Source organism: Herpetosiphon sp. (genome assembly GCF_003512625.1).
In the GTDB taxonomy this organism is placed as follows: Bacteria; Chloroflexota; Chloroflexia; order Chloroflexales; family Herpetosiphonaceae; genus Herpetosiphon; species Herpetosiphon aurantiacus.
The window spans coordinates 25,710-47,032 of the sequence record NZ_DOPT01000021.1 but is presented as its reverse complement, the minus strand read 5'-3'; the positions used below and the strand labels follow the sequence as shown (position 1 = coordinate 47,032).

Annotated in this window: 18 protein-coding genes; 9 read left to right on the top strand and 9 right to left on the bottom strand. The window is 50.4% G+C overall.

Going from position 1 to position 21,323, the window contains the following annotated elements; translation table 11 throughout:
• Positions 1 to 352 precede the first annotated feature (352 nt).
• Entirely contained in the window at positions 353 to 817 is a 465-nt protein-coding gene (locus DEF47_RS04795) for a hypothetical protein (protein WP_012192392.1), read from the top strand.
• A gap of 97 nt (positions 818 to 914) precedes the next feature.
• Here the strand turns inward: DEF47_RS04795 and DEF47_RS04790 are convergent, their stop codons facing one another.
• The gene (locus DEF47_RS04790; protein ID WP_012192391.1) at positions 915 to 2,627 is read right to left on the bottom strand and encodes a proline--tRNA ligase; all 1,713 of its coding nucleotides are present in this window, start codon (positions 2,625 to 2,627) and stop codon (positions 915 to 917) included.
• A 116-nt stretch (positions 2,628 to 2,743) separates the two neighbouring features.
• Positions 2,744 to 4,225: a DUF4153 domain-containing protein gene (locus DEF47_RS04785; RefSeq protein WP_012192390.1), complete on the bottom strand. Its 1,482-nt coding sequence runs from the start codon at positions 4,223 to 4,225 to the stop codon at positions 2,744 to 2,746.
• A gap of 170 nt (positions 4,226 to 4,395) precedes the next feature.
• Here DEF47_RS04785 and DEF47_RS04780 point away from each other — a divergent pair, with 170 nt between their 5' ends.
• Positions 4,396 to 4,821 carry a GNAT family N-acetyltransferase gene (locus tag DEF47_RS04780; RefSeq protein ID WP_012192389.1) on the top strand — a complete coding sequence of 142 codons (426 nt, stop codon included), beginning with the start codon at positions 4,396 to 4,398 and terminating at the stop codon, positions 4,819 to 4,821.
• A 47-nt stretch (positions 4,822 to 4,868) separates the two neighbouring features.
• Here the strand turns inward: DEF47_RS04780 and DEF47_RS04775 are convergent, their stop codons facing one another.
• Complete coding sequence (locus DEF47_RS04775) at positions 4,869 to 5,948, bottom strand: s-methyl-5-thioribose-1-phosphate isomerase (RefSeq protein ID WP_012192388.1); 1,080 nt, start codon at positions 5,946 to 5,948, stop codon at positions 4,869 to 4,871.
• A gap of 111 nt (positions 5,949 to 6,059) precedes the next feature.
• On the opposite strand from DEF47_RS04775, the gene DEF47_RS04770 reads away from it, so the two are divergent.
• The 3 genes from DEF47_RS04770 to DEF47_RS04760 all read left to right on the top strand — a co-directional run bounded on the left by DEF47_RS04770 (position 6,060) and on the right by DEF47_RS04760 (position 9,742).
• Entirely contained in the window at positions 6,060 to 6,668 is a 609-nt protein-coding gene (locus DEF47_RS04770) for a YdcF family protein (protein ID WP_012192387.1), read from the top strand.
• A gap of 79 nt (positions 6,669 to 6,747) precedes the next feature.
• Entirely contained in the window at positions 6,748 to 7,638 is an 891-nt protein-coding gene (locus tag DEF47_RS04765; RefSeq protein WP_012192386.1) for a hypothetical protein, read from the top strand.
• A gap of 121 nt (positions 7,639 to 7,759) precedes the next feature.
• Positions 7,760 to 9,742, top strand: a complete 1,983-nt coding sequence (locus DEF47_RS04760; RefSeq protein ID WP_012192385.1) for an amidohydrolase family protein — start codon at positions 7,760 to 7,762, stop codon at positions 9,740 to 9,742.
• Positions 9,743 to 9,805: 63 nt separating this feature from the next.
• On the opposite strand, the gene DEF47_RS04755 is transcribed toward DEF47_RS04760, so the two are convergent.
• Positions 9,806 to 10,681 carry a LiaF transmembrane domain-containing protein gene (locus DEF47_RS04755; protein ID WP_012192384.1) on the bottom strand — a complete coding sequence of 292 codons (876 nt, stop codon included), beginning with the start codon at positions 10,679 to 10,681 and terminating at the stop codon, positions 9,806 to 9,808.
• Between the two features lie 18 nt (positions 10,682 to 10,699).
• Positions 10,700 to 11,254, bottom strand: a complete 555-nt coding sequence (locus tag DEF47_RS04750; RefSeq protein ID WP_012192383.1) for a PspC domain-containing protein — start codon at positions 11,252 to 11,254, stop codon at positions 10,700 to 10,702.
• A gap of 311 nt (positions 11,255 to 11,565) precedes the next feature.
• Here DEF47_RS04750 and DEF47_RS04745 point away from each other — a divergent pair, with 311 nt between their 5' ends.
• Positions 11,566 to 12,228, top strand: coding sequence for a phosphatidylserine decarboxylase (locus DEF47_RS04745; RefSeq protein ID WP_012192382.1), 663 nt, complete (start codon positions 11,566 to 11,568; stop codon positions 12,226 to 12,228).
• Positions 12,225 to 12,917, top strand: coding sequence for a CDP-diacylglycerol--serine O-phosphatidyltransferase (gene pssA / locus DEF47_RS04740; RefSeq protein WP_012192381.1), 693 nt, complete (start codon positions 12,225 to 12,227; stop codon positions 12,915 to 12,917). Before DEF47_RS04745 ends, pssA begins: the two co-directional genes overlap by 4 nt.
• 56 nt (positions 12,918 to 12,973) lie before the next feature.
• Here pssA and DEF47_RS04735 read toward each other — a convergent pair whose 3' ends face one another.
• The 4 genes from DEF47_RS04735 to DEF47_RS04720 form a co-directional block, all read right to left on the bottom strand.
• Positions 12,974 to 13,972, bottom strand: a complete 999-nt coding sequence (locus DEF47_RS04735) for a patatin-like phospholipase family protein (RefSeq protein ID WP_012192380.1) — start codon at positions 13,970 to 13,972, stop codon at positions 12,974 to 12,976.
• Positions 13,973 to 14,058: 86 nt separating this feature from the next.
• The gene (gene moaC, locus DEF47_RS04730; protein WP_012192379.1) at positions 14,059 to 14,553 is read right to left on the bottom strand and encodes a cyclic pyranopterin monophosphate synthase MoaC; all 495 of its coding nucleotides are present in this window, start codon (positions 14,551 to 14,553) and stop codon (positions 14,059 to 14,061) included.
• Positions 14,554 to 14,569: 16 nt separating this feature from the next.
• Entirely contained in the window at positions 14,570 to 15,067 is a 498-nt protein-coding gene (locus tag DEF47_RS04725; protein WP_012192378.1) for a hypothetical protein, read from the bottom strand.
• Positions 15,060 to 15,947 (bottom strand): STAS domain-containing protein, encoded by an 888-nt coding sequence (locus DEF47_RS04720; RefSeq protein WP_012192377.1) that lies wholly within the window; start codon positions 15,945 to 15,947, stop codon positions 15,060 to 15,062. The genes DEF47_RS04725 and DEF47_RS04720 overlap by 8 nt, the downstream gene beginning before the upstream one ends.
• Before the next feature lie 140 nt (positions 15,948 to 16,087).
• On the opposite strand from DEF47_RS04720, the gene speB reads away from it, so the two are divergent.
• A complete protein-coding gene (speB, locus tag DEF47_RS04715) occupies positions 16,088 to 16,990 on the top strand; it encodes an agmatinase (RefSeq protein ID WP_012192376.1) in 903 nt (300 codons plus the stop codon).
• A gap of 213 nt (positions 16,991 to 17,203) precedes the next feature.
• Complete coding sequence (locus tag DEF47_RS04710; protein ID WP_012192375.1) at positions 17,204 to 21,151, top strand: CSLREA domain-containing protein; 3,948 nt, start codon at positions 17,204 to 17,206, stop codon at positions 21,149 to 21,151.
• Positions 21,152 to 21,323 lie beyond the last annotated feature (172 nt).

The window sequence follows — 21,323 nt, the reverse complement described above, 5'->3', positions numbered from 1 at the left end:
CAAAAACTAGCCAGCATCAAGGAGGTCTGAGTTACTGATAAGGAATTGAACGGTAGTGCGGTGAGAGGCGCTACCATGCCCAAGGCGAATGCGGTGAGAGGCTTTAGCCCAAGGCAAATCTGCGAAACAACGACACAATGGCGTGTCATAACTCGCAGCCTTATCAACCATTCAAACTAAAACTTAAGCTACAAGTGGTTGTGATCGTTTGAGCAGTGCTATTGGCGCTGCTCTTGGCTTTTTAGCTGCATGCTTGCAACGATTCTGCTCTGAATCTGCTACTTATGCTGGCCATGGTTGGCTATACTCAGAACTGAGTGGAATAGCGAATTTGATTGAATTGGAGAGAGCCATGTTGAGAAAAAGTATCATCACCATCGTAGGAGGTAGTATTCTGATCTGTGTGTTGCTCATGGTGTTTGAGCCAGTTCAAGCGTATGCAACACTTGGCCCAATCGACGATTTTCCAATCTATTTGGATAGTTCCAATGTTCGGCATAATGGCCAGGCTATGCATTATGTTGTATTACGCAAGCTAGAACCACACGAACTGGAAGATTTCTACATCGCTGCGCTAGCCAAGCGTGATTGGCATATGCAACCAACGACGATCAATCAGCCACCGGCCAGCTTGCGCTTTCGGCATGCCTCAATCACGGGCATTGTCGAGCTGACAATTTCGCATCATCATGGTGGGTATCAGCCAGATTGGAGCGAGGTGGATGCCCGTTATGTTGACGCACAGCTCAGGCCAGTTACAGCGCCTCCATTAAATATCCGTTGGCACGTCAATCGCTTTGGCTGTGGTGGGGCGTAATGGGCCTGCTTCAGCGGTGGCCCAAAAGTCGGGGTCAAGGGTCAGAGGTCAAGAGCCAGCTCAAAACTAGCCATTCTAGCCCCTGACCCCTCAAAGATTAGCTCAAGCTCGCAAACATTGCTTGGCGCACGCCCAAAACATGGCTCAGCAGATCGGCCAAAGCAACCATGGTGGTTTCGCCTGTGCTGCGAATTTTGACCTCAGCTTGACCATTTTTCAGGCCACGCGAGCCGATAATCACCTGAATTGGGTTGCCAATCAAATCAGCATCGCCAAATTTATTGCCAGCATTAACATCACGATCATCCAATAATACTGTTACGCCTTGGGCTTGTAAATCGCTATACAGTTGATCAGCGACGCTCTTAGTTTCGGCATTGCTTTGATAATCGGTGCCAACCACATGGACTTGATATGGCGCAACCGTAATTGGCAGCATCATGCCACGCGCATCGTTGAACTTTTCAATCAACGATGCCAAAATCCGTTGCACCCCAATGCCATAGCAACCCATGATTGCTGGTTGCATTTCGCCCTTTTCGTTGGCAAATACACATTTCATGGCGGCTGAATATTTGGTGCCCAATTTGAAGATATTACCAACTTCGATCGCACGAGCAATCGTCAATGGCGCACCACAGCGGCTACAAGGTTGGCCTTCGAGCACATCGGTCAAATCGACAACTTCGCCTGTGAAATCCCGCTCCCAATTTAAATTGAGATCGTAGTGGCCAGCTTTGCCAGCTGCGCCAACCAAATTGCGTTCGGTCGTCAAAGCGCTATCGACCAAAATGCGCACGTTTTCGCTAGCCTTGAGGCTGCGTGGAGCAACACTAGCAAAACCGCTCAAGCCATAGTTGGCCAATTCGGCTTCGCTGACGTTTTGCAATTCAGCGCCAACGGCATTTTGCAATTTGATGTGGTTGATTTCGCGGCCTGCTGGGGCATAGGTTACCACCAACACCCCTTCGGCAGTTTTATAGAGTTTAATATTGATAACGCGAGTTGGTGCAACCCCGAAATGCCCAGCCAAATCTTTGGTGTTGGCTTCACCTTGGCTTAGGGCTTCGAGCGCAGCGGTTGAGGCTGGGTTGGCTCCAACGGCAACTTCGCGATTGGCCGAATAACCACAGCTTGGACACAAGATCAGGGTATCTTCGCCAGCTGGTGTGACCGCCATAAATTCGTGGGCAATCTTGCCACCCATCATGCCCGGGTCAGATTGCACAACTTCGACTGGCAAGCCACAGCGTTGGTAAATCCGCTTGTAGGCATTGAGCACTTGCTCATAATATTGGTCGAGATCTTCAATTGTGGCATGGAAGGAATAGGCATCCTTCATCGTAAACTCGCGCAAACGAATGATCCCGCCACGGGGTCGGGCCTCGTCACGATATTTGGTCTGAATCTGATAGACCATGACGGGCATTTGGCGATACGATTTGATGTAGCGGCGCATGATGTCGGTGACCACTTCTTCATGGGTCATGTTCAACACCATATCTTTATTGTTGCGATCTTTGAAGCGCAGCAATTCTTCGGTCACGCCTTCGTAGCGACCAGTTTCGCGCCAAAGATCTGCGCTGGTGACCACTGGCATCAACAACTCTTGGCCGTCAATCGCATCCATCTCTTCGCGAATAATTTGCGAGATTTTCTGGGTCGAACGTACACATAACGGCAGCAACGAGTAGATTCCGGCTGATTGTTGCTTGACATAGCCAGCCCGCACCAACAGCGAGTGACTAATTAATTCGGCATCATTTGGTGCTTCTTTGGTGGTACTCGTTGCAAGTTTCGACATTCGCATACGAATTAGTTCTCCATTTGGTGCTGCTGGCAACAATTGCCAGATTGATCTGATTGGTGCTCCACGCTTGGGCGGTAGCGAAGGTCAATTGTACCACTTACCACCAGCAACCAAGATCACATTGAGCGATCAATTGGACAACTCATGTCGGTCAGCATTCGTTCGTTTTGCAGCACAGCCTGACGAGCATTGCTGCGACTAAGGTTGGCACTGCGCCAATCGTCGTTATTTTCTTGCCAATTATCTAATAAGAGCGTAGCAATTTGGCAATTTTGTTCCGCAGGCAAGCTCGGCAGCACCTCGATAATCGCTGGCACGGCATCAGCATCATCGGCCAAACTGCCAATGTAGTAGCCATCAAAGCTGGCCACGCCGCGATGGCTGGCGTTGTAGCGCACAATCAAATTGCTAGGATTCAACAAAACCAAGCCAATCAGCACCAACATGGCCGCAACCAAGGCTCCATTGGCAAAATATTGACCCCGTTGGCGCAGCACGGTTGCCACAAACCACAAGGCCACCAGCACAATCCAAATCATCAAGGCTGTTGCTTGAATCCGCGATTCAGTCAAACCATAAGCATCGATGTAGAGCAGCATACGCGAAACAGCCGAAGCCAACACCACCCCAACTTGTACCAATAATACCAAGGCCAAAATCCGAAACAAGGGTTGGGCTTCAGTTCGTTGTTCACTCAGCCAGCTACCAACTAGCAACGTTGGCAAGACCAATAAGGCCACGGTTACCAACTCGAAAAAGCCACGGCGGGCATAATCGGCATAGCTAATACCTTCGGCAATTTGCTGTTCGCCACCAAATAAATAGCGAATTTGAATCAATACAAACAAACCAAAAAGCGCATTCAGCAAGCCCAAAATGATGCCAACTTCGATCTTGCCAATGTTGAATAAGCTTGGACGTTGGCTCAACGCAATATCTGGTTTTGGTGCAGCAAATAAAATCCAGCCACAACCCAAAATCGCCCAAGTGCTAAACAACACCACAAATGCATGCTCAAACAGCCAATCCAAATTCCAGTTAAACAAATCGGCGAAAATATTTTCAAATACTGCATCGGCTGAGGCAAACAAGCCGCCAAACACACACAATAATGGCAAGGCTAAACCTAGCCCAATCAAAATTGGCCGTAATTTGGCGCTAGTGAAATTACCAACCCGCAGTGGCAGATGAATCGATGCGGCAAAGCTACCGAACGCAGCCCCAAATCCAGCCACCACGCCCGATACAATCCAGCCGCGAATTGAGGCCAATTGCCAATGAGCGCGGTAAGGTTGGCTGAAAATGAGCATCCAAGCCAAGACCCAACACAAGCCCAGCCAAAACAAGATCGCGCCATTATCGCGCAGCACAAAGCCCAAGCTTGCGATATTGGCAACTACGAGCCAGAGCCAGGTTTCTTTGGGCAAGGCTTGGGCTTGCTTAAACGCCAAGCCAACGATTGCGCCGCTTGAGAGCAACGTCCAAAGTACAAAATTAATGCCCCATAATTGGTGAAACAAGCCTAGTAAATCGGCAATCAGGGCCAGCCCAAAAGCCACTGGCAAAAGATACAGCGCAAGCTGTTGTTGGCGGGTCATACAATTTCCTCGCAATCAAGCTATCCTCGGTGCTTGGATTGTAGATGCCAGCGCTAGCACCCAAGTGCCAGATTCGGCGCACTCAAGTGCAGCGTAAATGGATTTGAATTGGAAAACACTACTAAAAAACTGCGATAATAGCGCCGATTATGCTGTTGTGGAGCAAACCAATGCAAATTAAGCAAATTGAAAGCGCCGCTGAAATTGCCAGTACTTTTGCCGTGATGCATGAGCTGCGGCCAGCCCTCGTTGAGGCAGAGTATGTTGCCCAAATTCAAAGGATGATCGAGCGCGATGGCTATCGGATGGCCGCCGTCATGGTTGATGGCCAAGTTCAAGCAGTGGCAGGCTATCGTTTTATGGAAATGCTATATGCTGGAATGTTGCTATATGTTGATGATCTGATCACTTCAGCTAGCCAACGCTCTAGCGGCCATGGCAAGGCACTGTTGGATTGGCTCAAAGCCGAAGCCAAGGCGCAAGGCTGCAACGAACTGCATCTTGATAGTGGCGTGCATCGCGAACAAGCCCATAAATTCTATTTTCGCGAAGGCTTAACGATCAGCGCCTATCATTTTCGCATTGCGCTTAATTAACGAAAAAACCCAGTGCTAAGCTCAACCCTTGGCACTGGGCTTGAAATTTAACCCAACAACGGAATAACCTCAAGCGGTGCGTCGCTGCTATCGTCCAAATAGCGCTGAATCATAGCTGGTCGATAAATTCCGCGATCAGTCACGATGCTACTGATCAGCTCTGGCGGGGTTACATCAAAGGCTGGATAATAGCCGCGCACGCCTTCTGGAGCAATACGCTGACCATTCATCATCAGCACTTCATCACCATTGCGTTCTTCAATCGGAATCTCAGCACCAGTTGCGGTGTTGAGATCAGGGCCATCGTAGCCAAGCACATAAAACGGCACACCATGGCGTTTTGCTAACACGGCATTGGTATAGGTGCCAACTTTATTGGCAATTGAGCCATCGAGGGCAATACGATCAGCCGCCGTTATATAAACCGTGATCATATCGCGGCTAAAACAAAAGCCCGACATATTATCATTAATCACCGTCACCTGTGAGCCAATTTCCAAGGCTTGCGAGGCGGTTAGCCGAATGCCTTGTCCATAGGGTCGGGTTTCAGTGGGCATAACTGCCACTTGTTTGCCTTGTTTAACCACCGCCGTATAGAGCATCCAATTAAAGGCCGCGCCAGGATAGCAAACCGTCAAAACCGTATCGCCATCAGTCAACAACTCGGCTGCTCGCACGCCACAACGTTCGGCTGAACGGTCGCCACGCTGAATTTCGCCCGCAACATAGCCATAAACCACATCATTGGGAGCTTGATTTTGCTCAAGCGCCTGCAAGGCTAAGCGTTCGGCCTCGGCCAAAATTGTGTGCAAATCGTCGGCGGTTGGGCGAGTGCGGCGCAAGCGCTCCAAGGCCAGGGCTAAAACCACTTGCTGTTGGGCCAACGAATAGTCGGTAGCTTGATCGAGGGCTAAGGCCAACCCATAGCCAGCAGCATAGGCCAAGGGCGGGCCACCCTGAATTACCATCGTCTCGATGGCTTGAGCCACGACTTCGAGATCAGTACAATCGACCCACACAGTTTGGGCCGGATACAAACGGCGATTTAATATAGCAACAATGCCTTTTTCGCGGTCGTAGCGCAAAGTATCGCCACGGCGGGTCAGCAAAGGTAAACGTCCAGTCATCAGCAACCTCATCTATGTTATGATGCTAAAATTGTAGCAGAGATTGCGCCGCAACTGGCTTGAGCGTGGTAGGATAGCGCGTAAAGCAGCAAACTAAGGCAAAGGATCGCAATGCAATCACCAGCAAAACAATGGCTTCGTCGCAGCATCCGCGGGCTACTCGCCAGCTTGTGTTTGGCAGCGGTAATTTTTATCAGTACGGGCTATATTGTCTATCGCCAAGCCCAACGAGCTGAATTACGCCCCGTTGATGCCTTGTTGGTGCTCGGCGCGGCCCAATGGGATGGCGAGCCATCGCCAGTTTTGGAAGCGCGGCTGACCGAAGCAATTCGTCTGTATCGCTTGGGTTATGCCCGCCGAATCATTGTTTCGGGTGGCACTGGCCTCAACGATACGCGCTCAGAAGCCTCAGTTGCCTACGATTATTTGATCGAACACTCAATTGATCCAACCTTGATCATCAGCGTGGCCCAAGGCAGCGATACCCGTAGCACCTTGTTGGCAGTCCACGATGAAATGCAGCGCCAGCAGATCGATAGTTTATTGATCGTGACCGACCCGCCGCACCTACTACGAGCACTCAAAATGGCCCACGACTATGGCATTACGAGCTTTGGAGCGCCCGTCAAAGCCAATAGCCCAACTACGAATTGGGCTAGTATCAAAGCTACCAGTCGCGAAGCCTTGGCCTACCTCGCCTATGTACTCTTAGATCAATAAGATCATGACTTTTGGGATACCATAAACTGAGCATCCGTGCGTCAAAGTCAGCGTATGTGCTTTCAGAGGAGGCCACACGATGATGACAGTACACTCTTTGCCCACCGCCATTCATGCTGTCTACCACAGCTTGATCGACCACCCCCGTTGGCACAACTTTGGCAAACGCACCTTTGGCTCTTGGCGCGATCTATTGCTGATCGAAGCCGTTGTCCGTTATCCACGTCAAACCCTTCATGGTTATGTCAATTATCTCCATTACTACACCCCATTGATTGTAGCGAGTGTGTTAGAGAAGGCTTTACGCAAAGGCTGGTTAGTGCTTGAACGTGGCAAATACGAGCCTGGGCCACATTACTTGGCGTATCTGATTGAACGAGCCGATTTGATTCAAGAATTATTTGATGTTTGGCCGGAAGCTGCGGCCCATGCGGTGGCCGAATATGGCGAGCGCTTATGCGAGGCAATTCCAACTCAAGCCTGCCTTGATCATTTGCTATATGCCTATGGACCAAGGCCTAGCGCCCATAAAGCCATAACTTTTGAAGAACGTGCCCTGATGGTTTGCACCGCGTTGAGCAACTATCGCGCCGATGCGAAGGCCTTGGCATGGCAAGCCTGTGGCATCAGCCCAGCCCAGGGCATGATTTTGCGTTCAATTGTTAAACATCATAATCCGATCTCGCGCCCAGATTTATTAATCGCAGTTGATCCCTATTTGGGTATTTGCGCCGAAAGCACGATCGATGGGTTATTAGCCCAACAATGGATCACCCGTGATGATCGCGGTTTGCGGCTGAATGCCACGGGCTGGGGCTATTGGCATGCGGCCCGCAGTGCCCTGCGCCAACGAATTGCCCAGCTGTATAGTGTGCTCGATTATCACGAAACCCAAGCATTCATAATGGGCGCACAAACCCTCGTTAACACAACTAAATATGTCTTTGCCCAACATTTAGCCGCCGCTTGATCCACATTTAACCGAAATCGTGGTACAATCACCTGAATACCTCCCGCCAGACGGGACCCAAATATGCCATCTAAGGCACAAGCGATGATGCTTGTGCTTTTGTGCAACATAAGGAGGCCAAATGGCTTTACAACAAATTGATACCCTGCTGCTTAATGGCATCGTCGTCACAATGGACGCAGCAGGCACGATCATTCGTGATGGTGGGGTGGCAATTCAGGCTGGTGCAATCGTCGAGGTCGGGCCAAGCAGCCAGTTGCGCGAACGCTATACCGCCAGCCAAACGATCGACTGTAACAATCATGCCATTGTGCCTGGCTTAATCAACGGCCATGCTCACGTTCCAATGAGTTTGTTGCGCGGCATCGTCGCCGATCAGCAGCTGGATGTGTGGCTCTATGGCTATATGTTTCCGGTCGAGAGTCGCTTTGTTAACCCCGAATTTGTCTACCATGGCACGCGCCTCTCGTGTGCCGAAATGATCAAGGGCGGCATTACCAGCTTCGTCGATATGTATTATTTCGAGGAAGAAGTAGCCCGCGCCGCTGATCAAGCTGGGATGCGGGCGATCTGTGGCCAAACCGTGATGAAATGGCCAACCCCCGATGCTGCCTCTTACGACGAAGGTCTAGAGCGCACTCGCCGCTTTTTCGAGCAATGGAAAGATCATGGTCGGGTGATTCCGGCGATTGCGCCGCACGCACCCTACACCTGTAACAGCACCATCTATCGCGCTGCCGCCGAATTGGCTCGCGAATTCGATGTGCCGCTAGTAACTCACCTCAGCGAAACCGCCCGCGAAGTCGAAGAAGCCCGCCAGTTGGTCGATAAATCGCCAATCGCCTATGTCGCTGATTTGGATGCCTTCACCGATAAAGGGATTGCGGCCCACTGTGTACACATCGACAAACGTGATATGCAATTACTCAAAAAGCATAACGCAGGAGCCGTGCCCTGCCCAACCAGCAACCTCAAACTGGCGAGCGGCGTGGCCAAATATGGCGAAATGCTGCAAGCTGGTGTGAATGTAGGGCTTGGCACTGATGGCCCCGCCTCCAACGACGACCAGGATTTGTGGTTGGAAGTGCACTTAGCAGCCATCTTGCCCAAGGGTGTCACGGGCGATCCCACCGTAGTCAACGCCAAGCAGGCTTTTGCTATGGCTACGAGCATGGGTGCTAAAGCTGTGCACCTTGATCATTTGGTTGGCAGCGTCGAAGCGGGCAAACGCGCCGATATCACAATTGTTGATTTGGGTGGATTGCACGTCGTGCCAGCTCCAGCCTATAACTACAGCAACGATTCAATCTACAATCACTTGGTCTACTCAGCCCGTTCGGGCGATGTACGCCATGTGTTGATCGATGGTGCTTGGGTACTGCAAGATCGCCAATTGTTGACGCTTGATGAAACCGAAGTTCGGAGCAATGCCCTGCGGATCGCCGAAACGATCAATCAATTCCTCAGCCAACGTGAAGTCAATTTGTTGGATAAAATTCTGGCGATCGGTGGAGTTAAACAAGCCGAAATCTTCGAAGTTCAAGTCAAGGCGCGTTTGGAAGATGCTAGCAGCGTTGAAGCTTTCCTCGAATCAGAGGCGGTCGAAATTACCAAGGCGAGCGAACGCAAGCAATACGACACCTACTTCAGCTTCGATGATCCTAGTCGTGGGCGGATTCGTTACCGTGAAGATCATCGGGTTGATGGCTCGCGGCTTGAGCCAAAATACAATTTGACTTTGACCATGCCCAATGAGCGTGAAGATTTGCCCTCGGCAGTCTTGCTTTCACGGGCACGCTACACCGCCCCAGCCGATCGTTCGTTACGCTTCTATCGTGAATATTTCTCGCCCGATCATGTGATCGAAGTTGAGAAATATCGCCGCCGCTGGCGGATTATGTATGGCGAGGTTGATTTTGCGATCAATATCGACATGATCACCAGTGGCCCCGCCAAAGGCACCTATTTAGAAATCAAGAGCCGTACTTGGTCGGCCCGTGATGCTGAAGGCAAAACCCAAATTATCAGCGAATTGTTGCAGATGGCCGGAGTCAAGCCCGACCACATTATCAAGCAAGAATACGTTGAACTAGCCCAAGCTTAAACTCAAAATCCCGCAGCCATGGAGTTCATGGCTGCGGGATTGGTTCGGTTGGCAAGGCAATGATTACTTGATCGTGATGCTCGAGGCTGATCCTGAGAGATAAATATCTAAGCGATACTCCTCTGGCGTAGCTTCCCAATCAGGGCTTCGATAGAGATCATCATCAACTTGCTGAATATTCAAATCGCGATTGAGATTGAAGGCTGTTGCATTATCATCGCGCTGAATTCGCACTGGAATATTAATTGGTAGATTTAATTCCAAGGTCGTGGCATCGATATTGAAATGATATTCGCCACGCTCAGCCAAGTTAATAACCGCCGAGCCTGCATCTAATTCAGCATCAACTCTGCCAATTTGCAATGTTGATAAATCAGCATTTAACGTTACATCACGCAAATCCCAATCGAAATCAACTGGATGATTCATGGAAACCAAAATTGTTTGCGGGCCTTTATTGCCACCAAATGGCTCATCTTGGCCCAAAACAATGCTGATATGTTCGCTATCTGGATTCAGTTCACGCAAGCCAATATTGGTTGCTTGCACAACCCCAGCAATCGAGGTTTGACCATCGAGGATTTCAGGCTTGATTTCAAGCGTGCTGCCACGTTCATTGACAACAACGCGGGCCATTTGGGGCGCTGCTAAGGCCTCACTATAGATTTCATAGTTGGGTTCAGTATAGGTAAGGCCATACAAACCCAACACGCTCAAAACTACCAATGCTAAACCCAGCCCGAAGCGTGGCCGATTCCGCGCCACCAAAAGATCGAGGCCAGCCCCGATCAACAAGACTGGCCAGAACTCATCCAGTAGATCAAACAAACTGGCATCAAAGAGATTGATTGCCGATAGTGCCCCGAGCACCCCAAGGCCTATCAGCAAACAGGGCCAGAATAATGAGCGTCGCTGCACCTGTTCTGTCATAACTGTCATAATCAACTTCTCCCGCTGCTAGCCACGCCGCCGAAACAACATGATCCCTAAGCCAATCAACAACAATGGCGTAATAAATTCTGCTGCCCCACCAAATTTATCGATAAAGGTGATCAAGCCAAATGCCAGCAGCAACAACCCTAGCACTTTCTTGTTGTTGCGGGTTGAGCGTGGCGCATGGGCTGGTTGCTGAGCCTGCGAATAGGGCGGAATATATTGATCAGGCCTTACTTGAACGGTTGTGCCAGTATAGGCTTCTGGTTGCTCAGCGATTGGCTGGCCGGTAAATGGATCATAGCGATAGGGCGAGCTAACATTGTTGAATGGTTGCTGTGGTGGTGGCACAACCCCCGCTTGTTGCTGCGGCATAAAGGGCGGTGGCATCGCCCCAGGTTTTTCGCTCGGCATAATCAACCACAATACAGGATAAATCAAAAACGTTAAGCCCGTAAAGACCAGTAAAATCATGACTAAACGCACCAGCGTTGAATCAATTTCAAAATAAGCACCTAAGCCTCCACATACGCCAGCAAGTTTGCGGTCGTAGTAGGAGCGCAATAACCGTGGTTGCATTGTTTGCCTCCGAACCTTGTGTAGTTTTGCTATCGATATGACGCGCTTTGTGGTGCAATTGTTGCAAGCAATCATCGCACCAACAGGCTAAACGCTGAAACCTTTTTTTGCAGGGTTCGTATGTGCTAAGTTCAAGCCTTGGGTGTGGGCTTGCAAGCGGTTGGCATTGTATGCAATCAAGCCCACTCTGTCGAATTTTTGACGCAATGCGAAATTAACAAAGCACGATGGTATAATTACGCCTCAATCCAAGCATGCGTGTTGCAGCGCCACTTACGGCCTGTCTAATAGTTTTTTTAAGGAGTCGCTTCATGCCTTCTAACCGCGCTCGTGTTCGCCGTTCACTGCCGGGTATTGCCATCGAAGGCATGCCTTTCATCGGAGCCGGCTTGGGTTTGACCGCCCTGACAGCGTTATTTAGTCGCAAGGCAGCGATCTTACCTCTCGCGCTCACAGCCTTTACCAGCTATTTCTTCCGCGACCCCGACCGCGAATGCCCCGCCGATAGTTCAATTTTATACGCCGCCGCTGATGGCCACATTACGATGATCGATGAAGTTGATGAACCTCGCTTTATTGGCGGCAAAGCCACGCGAATCGTCACCTTCTTATCGGTATTCGATGTGCATATCAATCGCACCCCTTGCGCTGGCACAGTCCAATATCGCGATTATGTGCAAGGCGAATTTCGCGCTGCCTGGGATGGCGAAGCCGATATCGTCAATGAACGAGCCTATCTTGGGCTGGAAACTGAGCATGGCCCAGTTTTGATTAGCCAAATTGCTGGATTGGTAGCTCGTCGAATTATCACATGGCCAGTGGTTGGCGAAGAATTAGGCGCAGGCGAACGCTTTGGCTTAATTAAATTTGGCTCACGTACCGATATTTTGGTGCCAAGCGGCTCGATCAACGTCTTTGTCAAGAAGGGGCAGGCCATCAAAGGTGGGTTGACCCAGATTGGAGCATGGCTGTGAAATTTCGCCGTTCATGGGTTCCCAATCTTGTTACGTCGGGCAACCTGTTTTGCGGCTTTTTAGCAGTTATTGCTGCTGTTGATGGTCAGGCCTTCAAAGCCGCTGTGCTGATTTGTTTGGCTGCAAGTTTTGATACCCTCGATGGTCGCGCCGCTCGCATGTTGGGCGTAAGTGGCGAGTTTGGCAAGGAATTAGATTCACTAGCCGATGTCGTTTCGTTTGGCACTGCTCCAGCCTTGCTGATCTACCAAATATCGTTGCGCGAAGTCGGCTGGATTGGCACAATCGCTGCGGGCATTTTTGTGTGCTGTGGCGCTGGCCGTTTAGCTCGCTACAATTTGATTACCAGCTCGGATAAACGCTTTTTTGTGGGTATGCCGATTCCAATGGCGGGTATGACCGCTGCTTCGTTGGCACTCTACACTGGTGCACTCAACCCGTATGTGGCAACAGCATTAATTGGCTTTACCGGCTTTTTGATGATTAGCACCTTGCGTTTCCCTAGCGTCGAGCAAATTGCCTTTGAAACCTTCTTGCCAATTCGGATCGCCTTTATCGTGATCTTTGTGTTGGCACTCGCTCGACCAAGCCAATTTTTGTATGTCTTACCCCTCAGCTATATCTCCTATGGAATGATTGCCAACATTGTTTGGGCAATTCGCGGGCGTGGTTCGCGCAGTGCCGCTTAACGACAATTGGGCGTAGCAACCAACTACGCCCAATCAGCAAAAAGTTCAACAATAATTTAACTTGGTGGAATAACTGAATCCTGGGGTAAGCCTTGGCGGCGTAACATACCGCGCAAAATGCCGAAGCGTAAACGGGCTAATTGAGCTTGAGCCGCAATGCTGGTGCGTAAAGCCGCCTCAACTTTGCTACGCCGAGCGGGTTCAATTGGCGCTGCGACTGGTGCTAGTTGGTTTTGTTCACTCAGGTAGGTTTTGGCACTCTGGTAGCCCAAATCCATCAACTGGCTGCTATAGCGAAAATCACGCACATCAAGCCCACTGTAATGCAACATTTGAATATGATGTACTTTGACCCCAGCCTTAGCTGCCAAGCGCACTAATTCGCGTTCATGAGCCATTTGACGACGCATCAAGGCATCGAATGTGCGGGTCAATGAGCCACGCACCCCAAACGGCGGCACGGTGGCGGCTGCATCAAGCCCAATTTCCAAAGCCCAAATTTCGCTAGCGCCTTGCTGTAAGGCCACGCCAATTGGCAAATTCGAGACAAACCCACCATCAAGGTAAGTTTCGCCGCGATAATGATAGGCTGGCAAATAAGGTGGTACGGCAGCGCTGGCCATCAAAGCATCAACCAAGCGCTCACGGGGATCATCGCCAAACAAATGCATATCACCAGTGCGATAGTTGGTAGCCGTGACGAAAAAGGGAATTGCTAAATCGCTGAAGCGGCGAATATTGGGCGGTAGTAGCGAGAGAATAAAACGCCGCAAGCCATGATTATGGTGCAGCGAACCACGCCCACGCACCACGCGCCAGGCCGAGCGTAACGAACCACCAGGAAAAATATCCTCGCGCTTGACGCTTTTCCAGCGCTGAGCGATTCGCTGAATGCCTGCCAAATTAGGATGACAAGCTAAAACTGCGCCATTGATTGAACCAACCGAGGAACCAACAACCAAATCGGGGATAATGCCGGCTTCGAGCAGCGCAAGGGCCGCTCCGGCTTGGAGTGAGCCACGATTGGCTCCACCACTAAAGACAATTGCACGCATAGAGACAACCTTTCATGACCATTCTGCCACATCGTTGGGACAAACGTAGGTCTCAGGCGAGGCTCTACACGCTCGATAATCAAAGCTTACTCTGAGGTATCAAGCGGAGTTAGGGGATGCTGGAAATCGCCCCGTGCGCCGCCCGTTTTATTCCGAACAAAAACCTGCTCGATCACCATAGCACGATCAACAGCTTTGGCCATATCGTAAATGGTCAAGGCTGCGACTGATGCTGCCATCAGCGCCTCCATTTCTACGCCAGTGCGGCCTGTGCAACGCACCGTGCTGATGATACGAAGCAGCGATTGCGCAGGATGCGCCTCGATTTCAATCGCTACGGAACTTAGCGGGAGTGGATGACACAAGGGAATTAAGTCGGCAGTACGTTTGGCTGCCATAATTCCAGCGATGCGGGCGGTTGCCAAAACATCGCCTTTGGGCAATTCTCCGGCCACCAAAAGATCTAAGGTTGCTGGTTGCATGCGCACATCGGCTTGGGCTTGGGCTTGGCGTTGGGTAACTGCCTTGTCACCAACATCAACCATATGCGCTCGCCCTTGATCATCAAGATGGGTCAACATGAATCGTTTGGTTTCCTCAAACCGCGAAATGAGCCAGCGTCCGTTCGAGTTGATCAACAACTTGGGGCACTAAGCCAGTTTCGCGCACATCGATTAATTGAGTAAAACGGCCTTGCTTGCTGCGTTGTTGCGCCCAGGTATGCACTTGAGGCCGAAAACCATCTTCGATCCAAAAGATCGGGGTTTGCCAATCGGCAAGGTGCTTGGCAACGCTGTTGAGCTTCCACAAAATCGCCGTCGGATTTTCGGGCAATGGTTCGATTAATGGTAATTCTGGTAAGCCAAGATCGCTATGTAAGCCAGTATTGGCTAGTTGCAGCCAGGTCGAACACCAGATTAATTGGCCGATTTTGGCCAGCCGGGCGATCGAAGCATGAATTTGGGGCGGGTATTGCACTGGAATCCCCGGCGGGATTTGCTGTTGTTCGCGCCCCAAACGGCCAAACATATTGATGACACCATCAATATCGAGCAAAATTAACGGACGTTGATCGTGCCAATTGAGTTTAGCCACGCCGTTGCTCTTGTAATGGGCGAATGCCAAGTCCAACTTGTTCGAGCGCATATTCGATGCCATCTTGTAAGTTGGCACGAACCGACAATTGGCGCAAATCGATTTCGAGGCCAACAATTGTTTGGGCAACTTCGGCGCTAATGCCGACCAGAATTACTTGTGCCCCCAACAAACTTACGGCCTTGGTGGTTTGCACCAAATAATTAGCGATATTGGTATCAACAATCGGCACGCCTGTGATATCCATAATCACAATATCCGATTGGCGTGCGACAATTTGCTCAAGCAGATCTTCGGTCAGCATTTGAGCGCGGTTAGTATCGATCGAGCCAACCAAGGGCAAGACCAAAATATTATCGTGAATTGGCGCAATTGGTGCTGCCAGTTCGCGCAAGGCCGCATTGGCTTGATCCAGCTCACTGGTCATTTGCTGCAAGGTTTCTTCGCGCTCGCGAATGCGGGCTTCGCGGATATCGACAAAGGCTTGATAGCTATTTTTATTTGAGATAAAGGTCACTTCAGCGGCGGCGGCCAACGCCAAGGCATAATTCAATTCATCATCGGCGAAACATTCGCGGGCAGCAACTTTGAGCGTGCTATAAATCGCCTCGCCAATTTGGGCCACAATGTCGCTGCTAGCGTTGGGATTATCGACGACAGGCTTGATCGATTGACGTGAAAAATCGATTAACGCTTGTAAATCGCCGCGCAAAGCCGAAATTGTCGCCACAAACGGTTTTTGCATGCGGGGAATCAACTCTGCGTCCGAGAGCTTAGGATAGGGCGAATTGGGAATTTGGCGCAGCAACTCACCAGTATGTTTGGCGAAGCGCCCAAGATTGGCTTCTAGAAAGTCGGCTAATGCATGTTCGACGCTCATTGGTATCCTCGTTATTGACTAAATTGCTGATCGTCAGCGCCCGTTTGTCTCGTACAATGGTGATTATACCCGTTTCTGCGGTTGGCTTCTATGGTTCTCTTTATAGTTCTTAATAGTACTTTTGTGGAATGAGGAACACGATGACCCATACTACTCCCGATAATTTTTTGGGCTTAGATCAGCAGTATAGCACGCTGGAGACCAGCAAAGTGGTAGTTTTGCCCATCCCCTTTGAGGCTACTGTGAGTTATGGCGGTGGCACGGTCAATGGGCCAAGCGCGATTATCGAGGCTTCGCAACAGGTCGAATTTTATGATCGTGAATTCGATACTGAGCCAGCCAAAAATTGGGGCGTGCACACCTTGCCCAGCGTCGAGGTCAACGATCAAGACCCTGATAGCGCTATGCAAAGCATCGCCCAAGCAGTTGAAGCAACCGCACGGTTGGGCAAATTGGTGTGTGTACTGGGCGGCGAGCATTCAGTTTCAGGCGCGGTCGCGCAAGGTCTCCACGCAGTACATGGCGATTTTGTGACGGTGCAAATTGATGCTCACGCCGATTTGCGCGATCAATATGAGGGCAGCAAACACTCCCACGCTTGTGCCATGCACCGAATTCTCGATGTTGGCGCTGGCGATTTGTTGCAATTGGGCATTCGATCATTGGATATCAGCGAAGCCCATATGATCAAAACTGACCCACGGATTACGACTTTTTATAGTGAACATGTGCATGATGGGCTACATTTGCCAGCCTTGCGCGATTTTGTACGGGGCAAACAAGTCTATTTTACAATCGATATTGATGGCTTAGATGTTGGTTTAGTACCTGCGACTGGCACGCCTGAACCCGATGGCCTGACATGGCGCGAAGTACTCGAAATTACCCGTATTCTAGTGCAAGAATCGGCCAAGGTCGTGGCCTTTGATATAATGGAATTAGCACCAATTGAAAATTTACATTCGCCAAATTTTGTTAGTGCCAAGCTCACCTACAAGGTTATGAGCATTATCATGGCCAAACAAGCTGATTTATGGCAATAGTTTAAGTTGATTAATCATCACAACCCTGCCTAACATAAACCCGATTGATGATTAATCGCCATTACTTGCCATAAGTTTGAGCGCAGCACCACAACGAACACCAAGCATCAGCATTTGGTGTTCGTTGTTGCATCTTTGGTAATGTTTACTCAAGGCTAATTCCAAAGGTGTGTTTTGTGTGAGGTCGTCGATGCTGATGTTTGAGGTAGGTCTATGAAGCATGCATTTTCACTGCGTTTTACTCGTTTGCTTTCATTAGGAATGGTCGGTTTGTTGATCGTGACGGGGGCGCTGCTCAATCGCCCAGTCGCTGCCCAACGGGTAGTCCCACCAACTTCCAAGCAGCTCGATCAATCGGTCATCCAACAGGCTGAGGCTTTGAATCAAGCTGCTGCTCAGCGCGAAGTGCCGCTTACCATTCAACGCTTGCAAGCCTTGAATTCACCGCCAGCCGCGCCAAAACCGGTAGCTCAGCCAAGGCCATTTGTTCCGACAGGGATTTTTGTGGTCAATACGGTTGCTGATACCGACGATGGCGCGTGCGATGCTCTTGGCACGGGCACTGGCAACCAAGATTGTAGCTTGCGCGAAGCGATTAACGCGGCGAATGCCAATGTTGATGCCGACACGATTAATTTTGCGATTCCAGGGGCTGGGGTCAAAACCATCGTTCTCACCAGCGAATTGCCAGCCTTGCAAACGCAAATTCAAATCGACGGCTGTAGCCAAGCAGGCAGCGATTGCAGCACATGGCCAATGAGCTTGGTGGTCGAGCTTGATGGTTCAGGTTTGAGCGACCCTAGCGGATTTACTGATACTGAAATTTTGCTGGCCGAAGCTGATGGCTCGGTAATTCGTGGCTTGGTTTTGAACGCTGCTCGTAGCCCAAGCTTTTATACTTGGATTGGAATTAACGTCAAAGGTGACAACGTTTGGCTAACCCAAAATATTATCGGCCTCGAACCCGACGGCCAAACCGCCAACGGCAATAATATGGGCATTTTGCTCTATCCAGACAGTAATCAAGCGATGATTGGCACCAATGGCGATGGCAGTAATGATGCGCTCGAAGGTAATATTATTGCTGGCCAAACCTTCAATGGTATTTCATTCTCAGGTGGCGCGAATAGCCGCATCGCTGGTAACTATATTGGGGTGGCCAGCGACGGCAATACTGCCCGCAGTAATCGCGCTGGCATCGAATTTTTTGGGCCGACCATTGGCAATGTCACAATTGGCACCAACAGCGATGGCATTGGCGATGCCGCCGAACGCAATATTATCAGCGGTAACATCTTAGGCATCTATATTTATGGCTCATCAAATAATCACATTCGTGGCAACTATATTGGATTAAATGCAGCTGGAACTGCCGCAGCAGCCAACGATACAGGTATTCAGATTAGTGGCAATACGATTGAGACGATCATTGGAACCAATGGTGATGGCGTGCGCGATGCAGTCGAAGGTAACGTGATCAGTGGCAATAGCGCCGAGGGCGTGCAAATTGCCGAATTTAGCGGTGGCTCCAGCGGTTTCCCAACCGATAACGTCATTGCAGGCAATATTATCGGGCTTGATCCAACTGGCTCGACCGCCATTGGCAATCAGCGTGGGGTCGTGCTGCGTTTTGGGCCAAGTGGCACGCGCATCGGCACCAATGGCGATGGCATGAGCGATGCTTTAGAACGCAACATTATTAGCGGCAACAGCGATCTTGGGATTGGCGTTGGTGGTGGCGATCAGCCAATCACCGATACGATCATCAGTGGCAACTACATTGGTACTGACAGCACTGGTTTAGTAGCTCGCCCAAACAGAGGTGGCGTGCAAATTCAAAATGAAGTTGCTGGCTTAGTGCTGGGCACTGATGGCGACGAAACTGCCGACGATGCCGAGGGCAACCTGATTAGTGGCAATAACGGCAATGGGGTAAACTTCGTTTTCGACCCTACCAATGTTACCATGCAAGGCAATCGCATCGGCGTAGCGCTCGATAACAGCCCGCTTGGCAACCAAGGCGATGGCATTGCGCTGCTCGAATTGAGCGAATTGGCTCCGAGCAACATCAAAATCGGCGGCGAAGGCTTATTTAGCGAAAATAGCATTGCGTTCAATGCTGAGCTAGGCATTGATATTAACAATGATGGCCCCACCGCCAACGATCTTGATGATCTTGATGCAGGCCCGAATAGCACCCAAAATTATCCAGTAGTCGTCAGTGTTATTGATGATGGCACAACGGTTACAATCCAAGGGACATTCAACAGCACTGCCAGCCAAGAGCTACGTTTGGCTTTTTACAGCAATACCACCTGCGATACTTCGGGCTATGGCGAGGGCCAACAATTCTTAGAAAGTGATTTTTTCACGACCGATGCCGCTGGAAATGGCGCATTTACCAAGCTGTTTCCCAGCCCAGCCCCAAATATCACGATTTTAGCAACGAACGTCAATACCAACGAAACCTCGGAGTTTTCGCAATGTTGGGTTGCGCCCCCAGCGACAGCCACCCCAACCGCAACCAACACAGCGACCAACACGGCGACGAACACGCCGACGAACACACCAACCAACACGGCGACAAATACCCCAAGCAACACGCCAACCAATACGGCGACGAACACGCCAACGTTAACCCCAAGCAACACGCCAACCAATACGGCGACGAATACGCCAAGTAACACGCCAACGCCCAGCAATACCGCTTTGCCAGTTACCCCAACAATTCCGCCAAGTGCATGTGTGCCAGGCAGCAATCTGCAAGTGTTGTTCAGCGATAGCGTGAGCAGCGAACCACTGTGGAATGTCAGTGGCACAGGCCCAACCTGGGTCTTGGATAATAGCAGTTTTAATAGCCCCAGCCTCTCGTGGCATGCCGATAATCCTGAGACGATTAGCGATCAACGGCTAACGACGATGGCCGGCATCACAATTCCAGCGGGCGCGAGTGAAGTAACGTTGTATTTCAACCATAACTATAGCTTTGAGTTTGATAACGAAGGTGGTGGCGGCGAACCAACCCCAATGCCCGAACGCTCAGCCAAACGCAACAATACACCATTTGATATTTATTTTGATGGTGGGGTGGTTGAATATAGCACTGATGGCACAACCTTTAACGATCTTGGAAGTTTCTTTACCAGCTCGGGCTACGATGGCGTACTGACACTTGAGAGCGATAATCCCTTAGCGGGACAATCGGCATTCGTTGGTTTGAGCGGCGATTATCCATTTTATATTGAAGAAACTGCTGATTTAACCGCCTTGGCAGGCCAAACAATTTGGTTGCGCTTCCGCATGGGCAGCGACAGCTTGGTTAGCGCTCTTGGCTGGAATGTTGATGATATTGTGGTGGCTGGCTGTGTGCCAAGCGCCGCCACGAACACGCCAACGGCAACCGCTACGCCAACGGCAACCGCTACGCCAACTGCCACGAACACGGCGACAGCAACACCAAGTAATACGCCAACCAATACGCCAACACCAAGTAATACGCCAACCAGTACCGCGACAGCGACGGTCACTAATACACCAACTAATACAGCAACGCCAACGGTCAGCAACACACCAACTGCTACTGGCACGCCATTTATTGGCACAAGCCAAAACTTCTTGCCGCTGGTGTTAGGCTATTGCTATGCCGATTTACAGGTGAGCAGTATCACGGTTGACCAGAAATTAGTTGTGACAGTCACCAATCAAGGTAATTGTGCGACGAGTGAAGCATTTTGGGTCGATTTGTATATCGCGCCCAATCCAGCGCCTAGCCATGTCAACCAACAATGGTGGGATGTTGCCAGTCAAGGCATTGTTTGGGGTGTGACCGAGGCACTTGCGCCAGGTCAATCGATCACGCTTCGGCCCTATGATCAATATTACTCAGCACGGCGTAGCGAGTGGGCTAACCGCATTGCCACCCAAACCAAGCTGTATGTTCAGGCTGATGCCTACAATGCTGCAACTAGCTATGGCGCAGTTTTGGAGTTGCATGAAGCCTTCAATTTTGAATACAACAACATTACGTCAATTATCACCAGCGCTCATTTCAGCCAACCAACTGGGTTACGCCAGCAATTAGCAACCGAAACAGGCTTGCCGCTACGGGTTATGCCAAGCAATCCAAGCCCAAATCAATTTCGGCCAATTCCCGTTCGCTAAAGGTTGGGCGATAAGGTTTTGTTAATGCTAAATAATCTGCCTGACCCCACCTCAACCCCTCGCCCACTGCGGTGGGCGAGGGGCGTTCCACCTTTCACCAGTTCCCTCTCGCATACGAGGATGCTCTTACAAGGGTAGGTTTTAATCGTGATCTGGCGCGAACCACAGATTC

Coding starts and splice junctions, on each gene's coding strand:
- DEF47_RS04765 (WP_012192386.1), top strand. CDS start 6,748: ATGATGACAGTACACTCTTTGCCCACCGCCATTCATGCTGTCTACCAC.
- DEF47_RS04710 (WP_012192375.1), top strand. CDS start 17,204: ATGAAGCATGCATTTTCACTGCGTTTTACTCGTTTGCTTTCATTAGGA.
- DEF47_RS04745 (WP_012192382.1), top strand. CDS start 11,566: ATGCCTTCTAACCGCGCTCGTGTTCGCCGTTCACTGCCGGGTATTGCC.
- DEF47_RS04770 (WP_012192387.1), top strand. CDS start 6,060: ATGCAATCACCAGCAAAACAATGGCTTCGTCGCAGCATCCGCGGGCTA.
- DEF47_RS04760 (WP_012192385.1), top strand. CDS start 7,760: ATGGCTTTACAACAAATTGATACCCTGCTGCTTAATGGCATCGTCGTC.
- moaC (WP_012192379.1), bottom strand. CDS start 14,553: ATGTTGACCCATCTTGATGATCAAGGGCGAGCGCATATGGTTGATGTT.
- DEF47_RS04780 (WP_012192389.1), top strand. CDS start 4,396: ATGCAAATTAAGCAAATTGAAAGCGCCGCTGAAATTGCCAGTACTTTT.
- speB (WP_012192376.1), top strand. CDS start 16,088: ATGACCCATACTACTCCCGATAATTTTTTGGGCTTAGATCAGCAGTAT.
- DEF47_RS04735 (WP_012192380.1), bottom strand. CDS start 13,972: ATGCGTGCAATTGTCTTTAGTGGTGGAGCCAATCGTGGCTCACTCCAA.
- DEF47_RS04785 (WP_012192390.1), bottom strand. CDS start 4,225: ATGACCCGCCAACAACAGCTTGCGCTGTATCTTTTGCCAGTGGCTTTT.
- DEF47_RS04720 (WP_012192377.1), bottom strand. CDS start 15,947: ATGAGCGTCGAACATGCATTAGCCGACTTTCTAGAAGCCAATCTTGGG.
- DEF47_RS04790 (WP_012192391.1), bottom strand. CDS start 2,627: ATGCGAATGTCGAAACTTGCAACGAGTACCACCAAAGAAGCACCAAAT.
- DEF47_RS04775 (WP_012192388.1), bottom strand. CDS start 5,948: ATGACTGGACGTTTACCTTTGCTGACCCGCCGTGGCGATACTTTGCGC.
- DEF47_RS04755 (WP_012192384.1), bottom strand. CDS start 10,681: ATGACAGTTATGACAGAACAGGTGCAGCGACGCTCATTATTCTGGCCC.
- DEF47_RS04795 (WP_012192392.1), top strand. CDS start 353: ATGTTGAGAAAAAGTATCATCACCATCGTAGGAGGTAGTATTCTGATC.
- DEF47_RS04750 (WP_012192383.1), bottom strand. CDS start 11,254: ATGCAACCACGGTTATTGCGCTCCTACTACGACCGCAAACTTGCTGGC.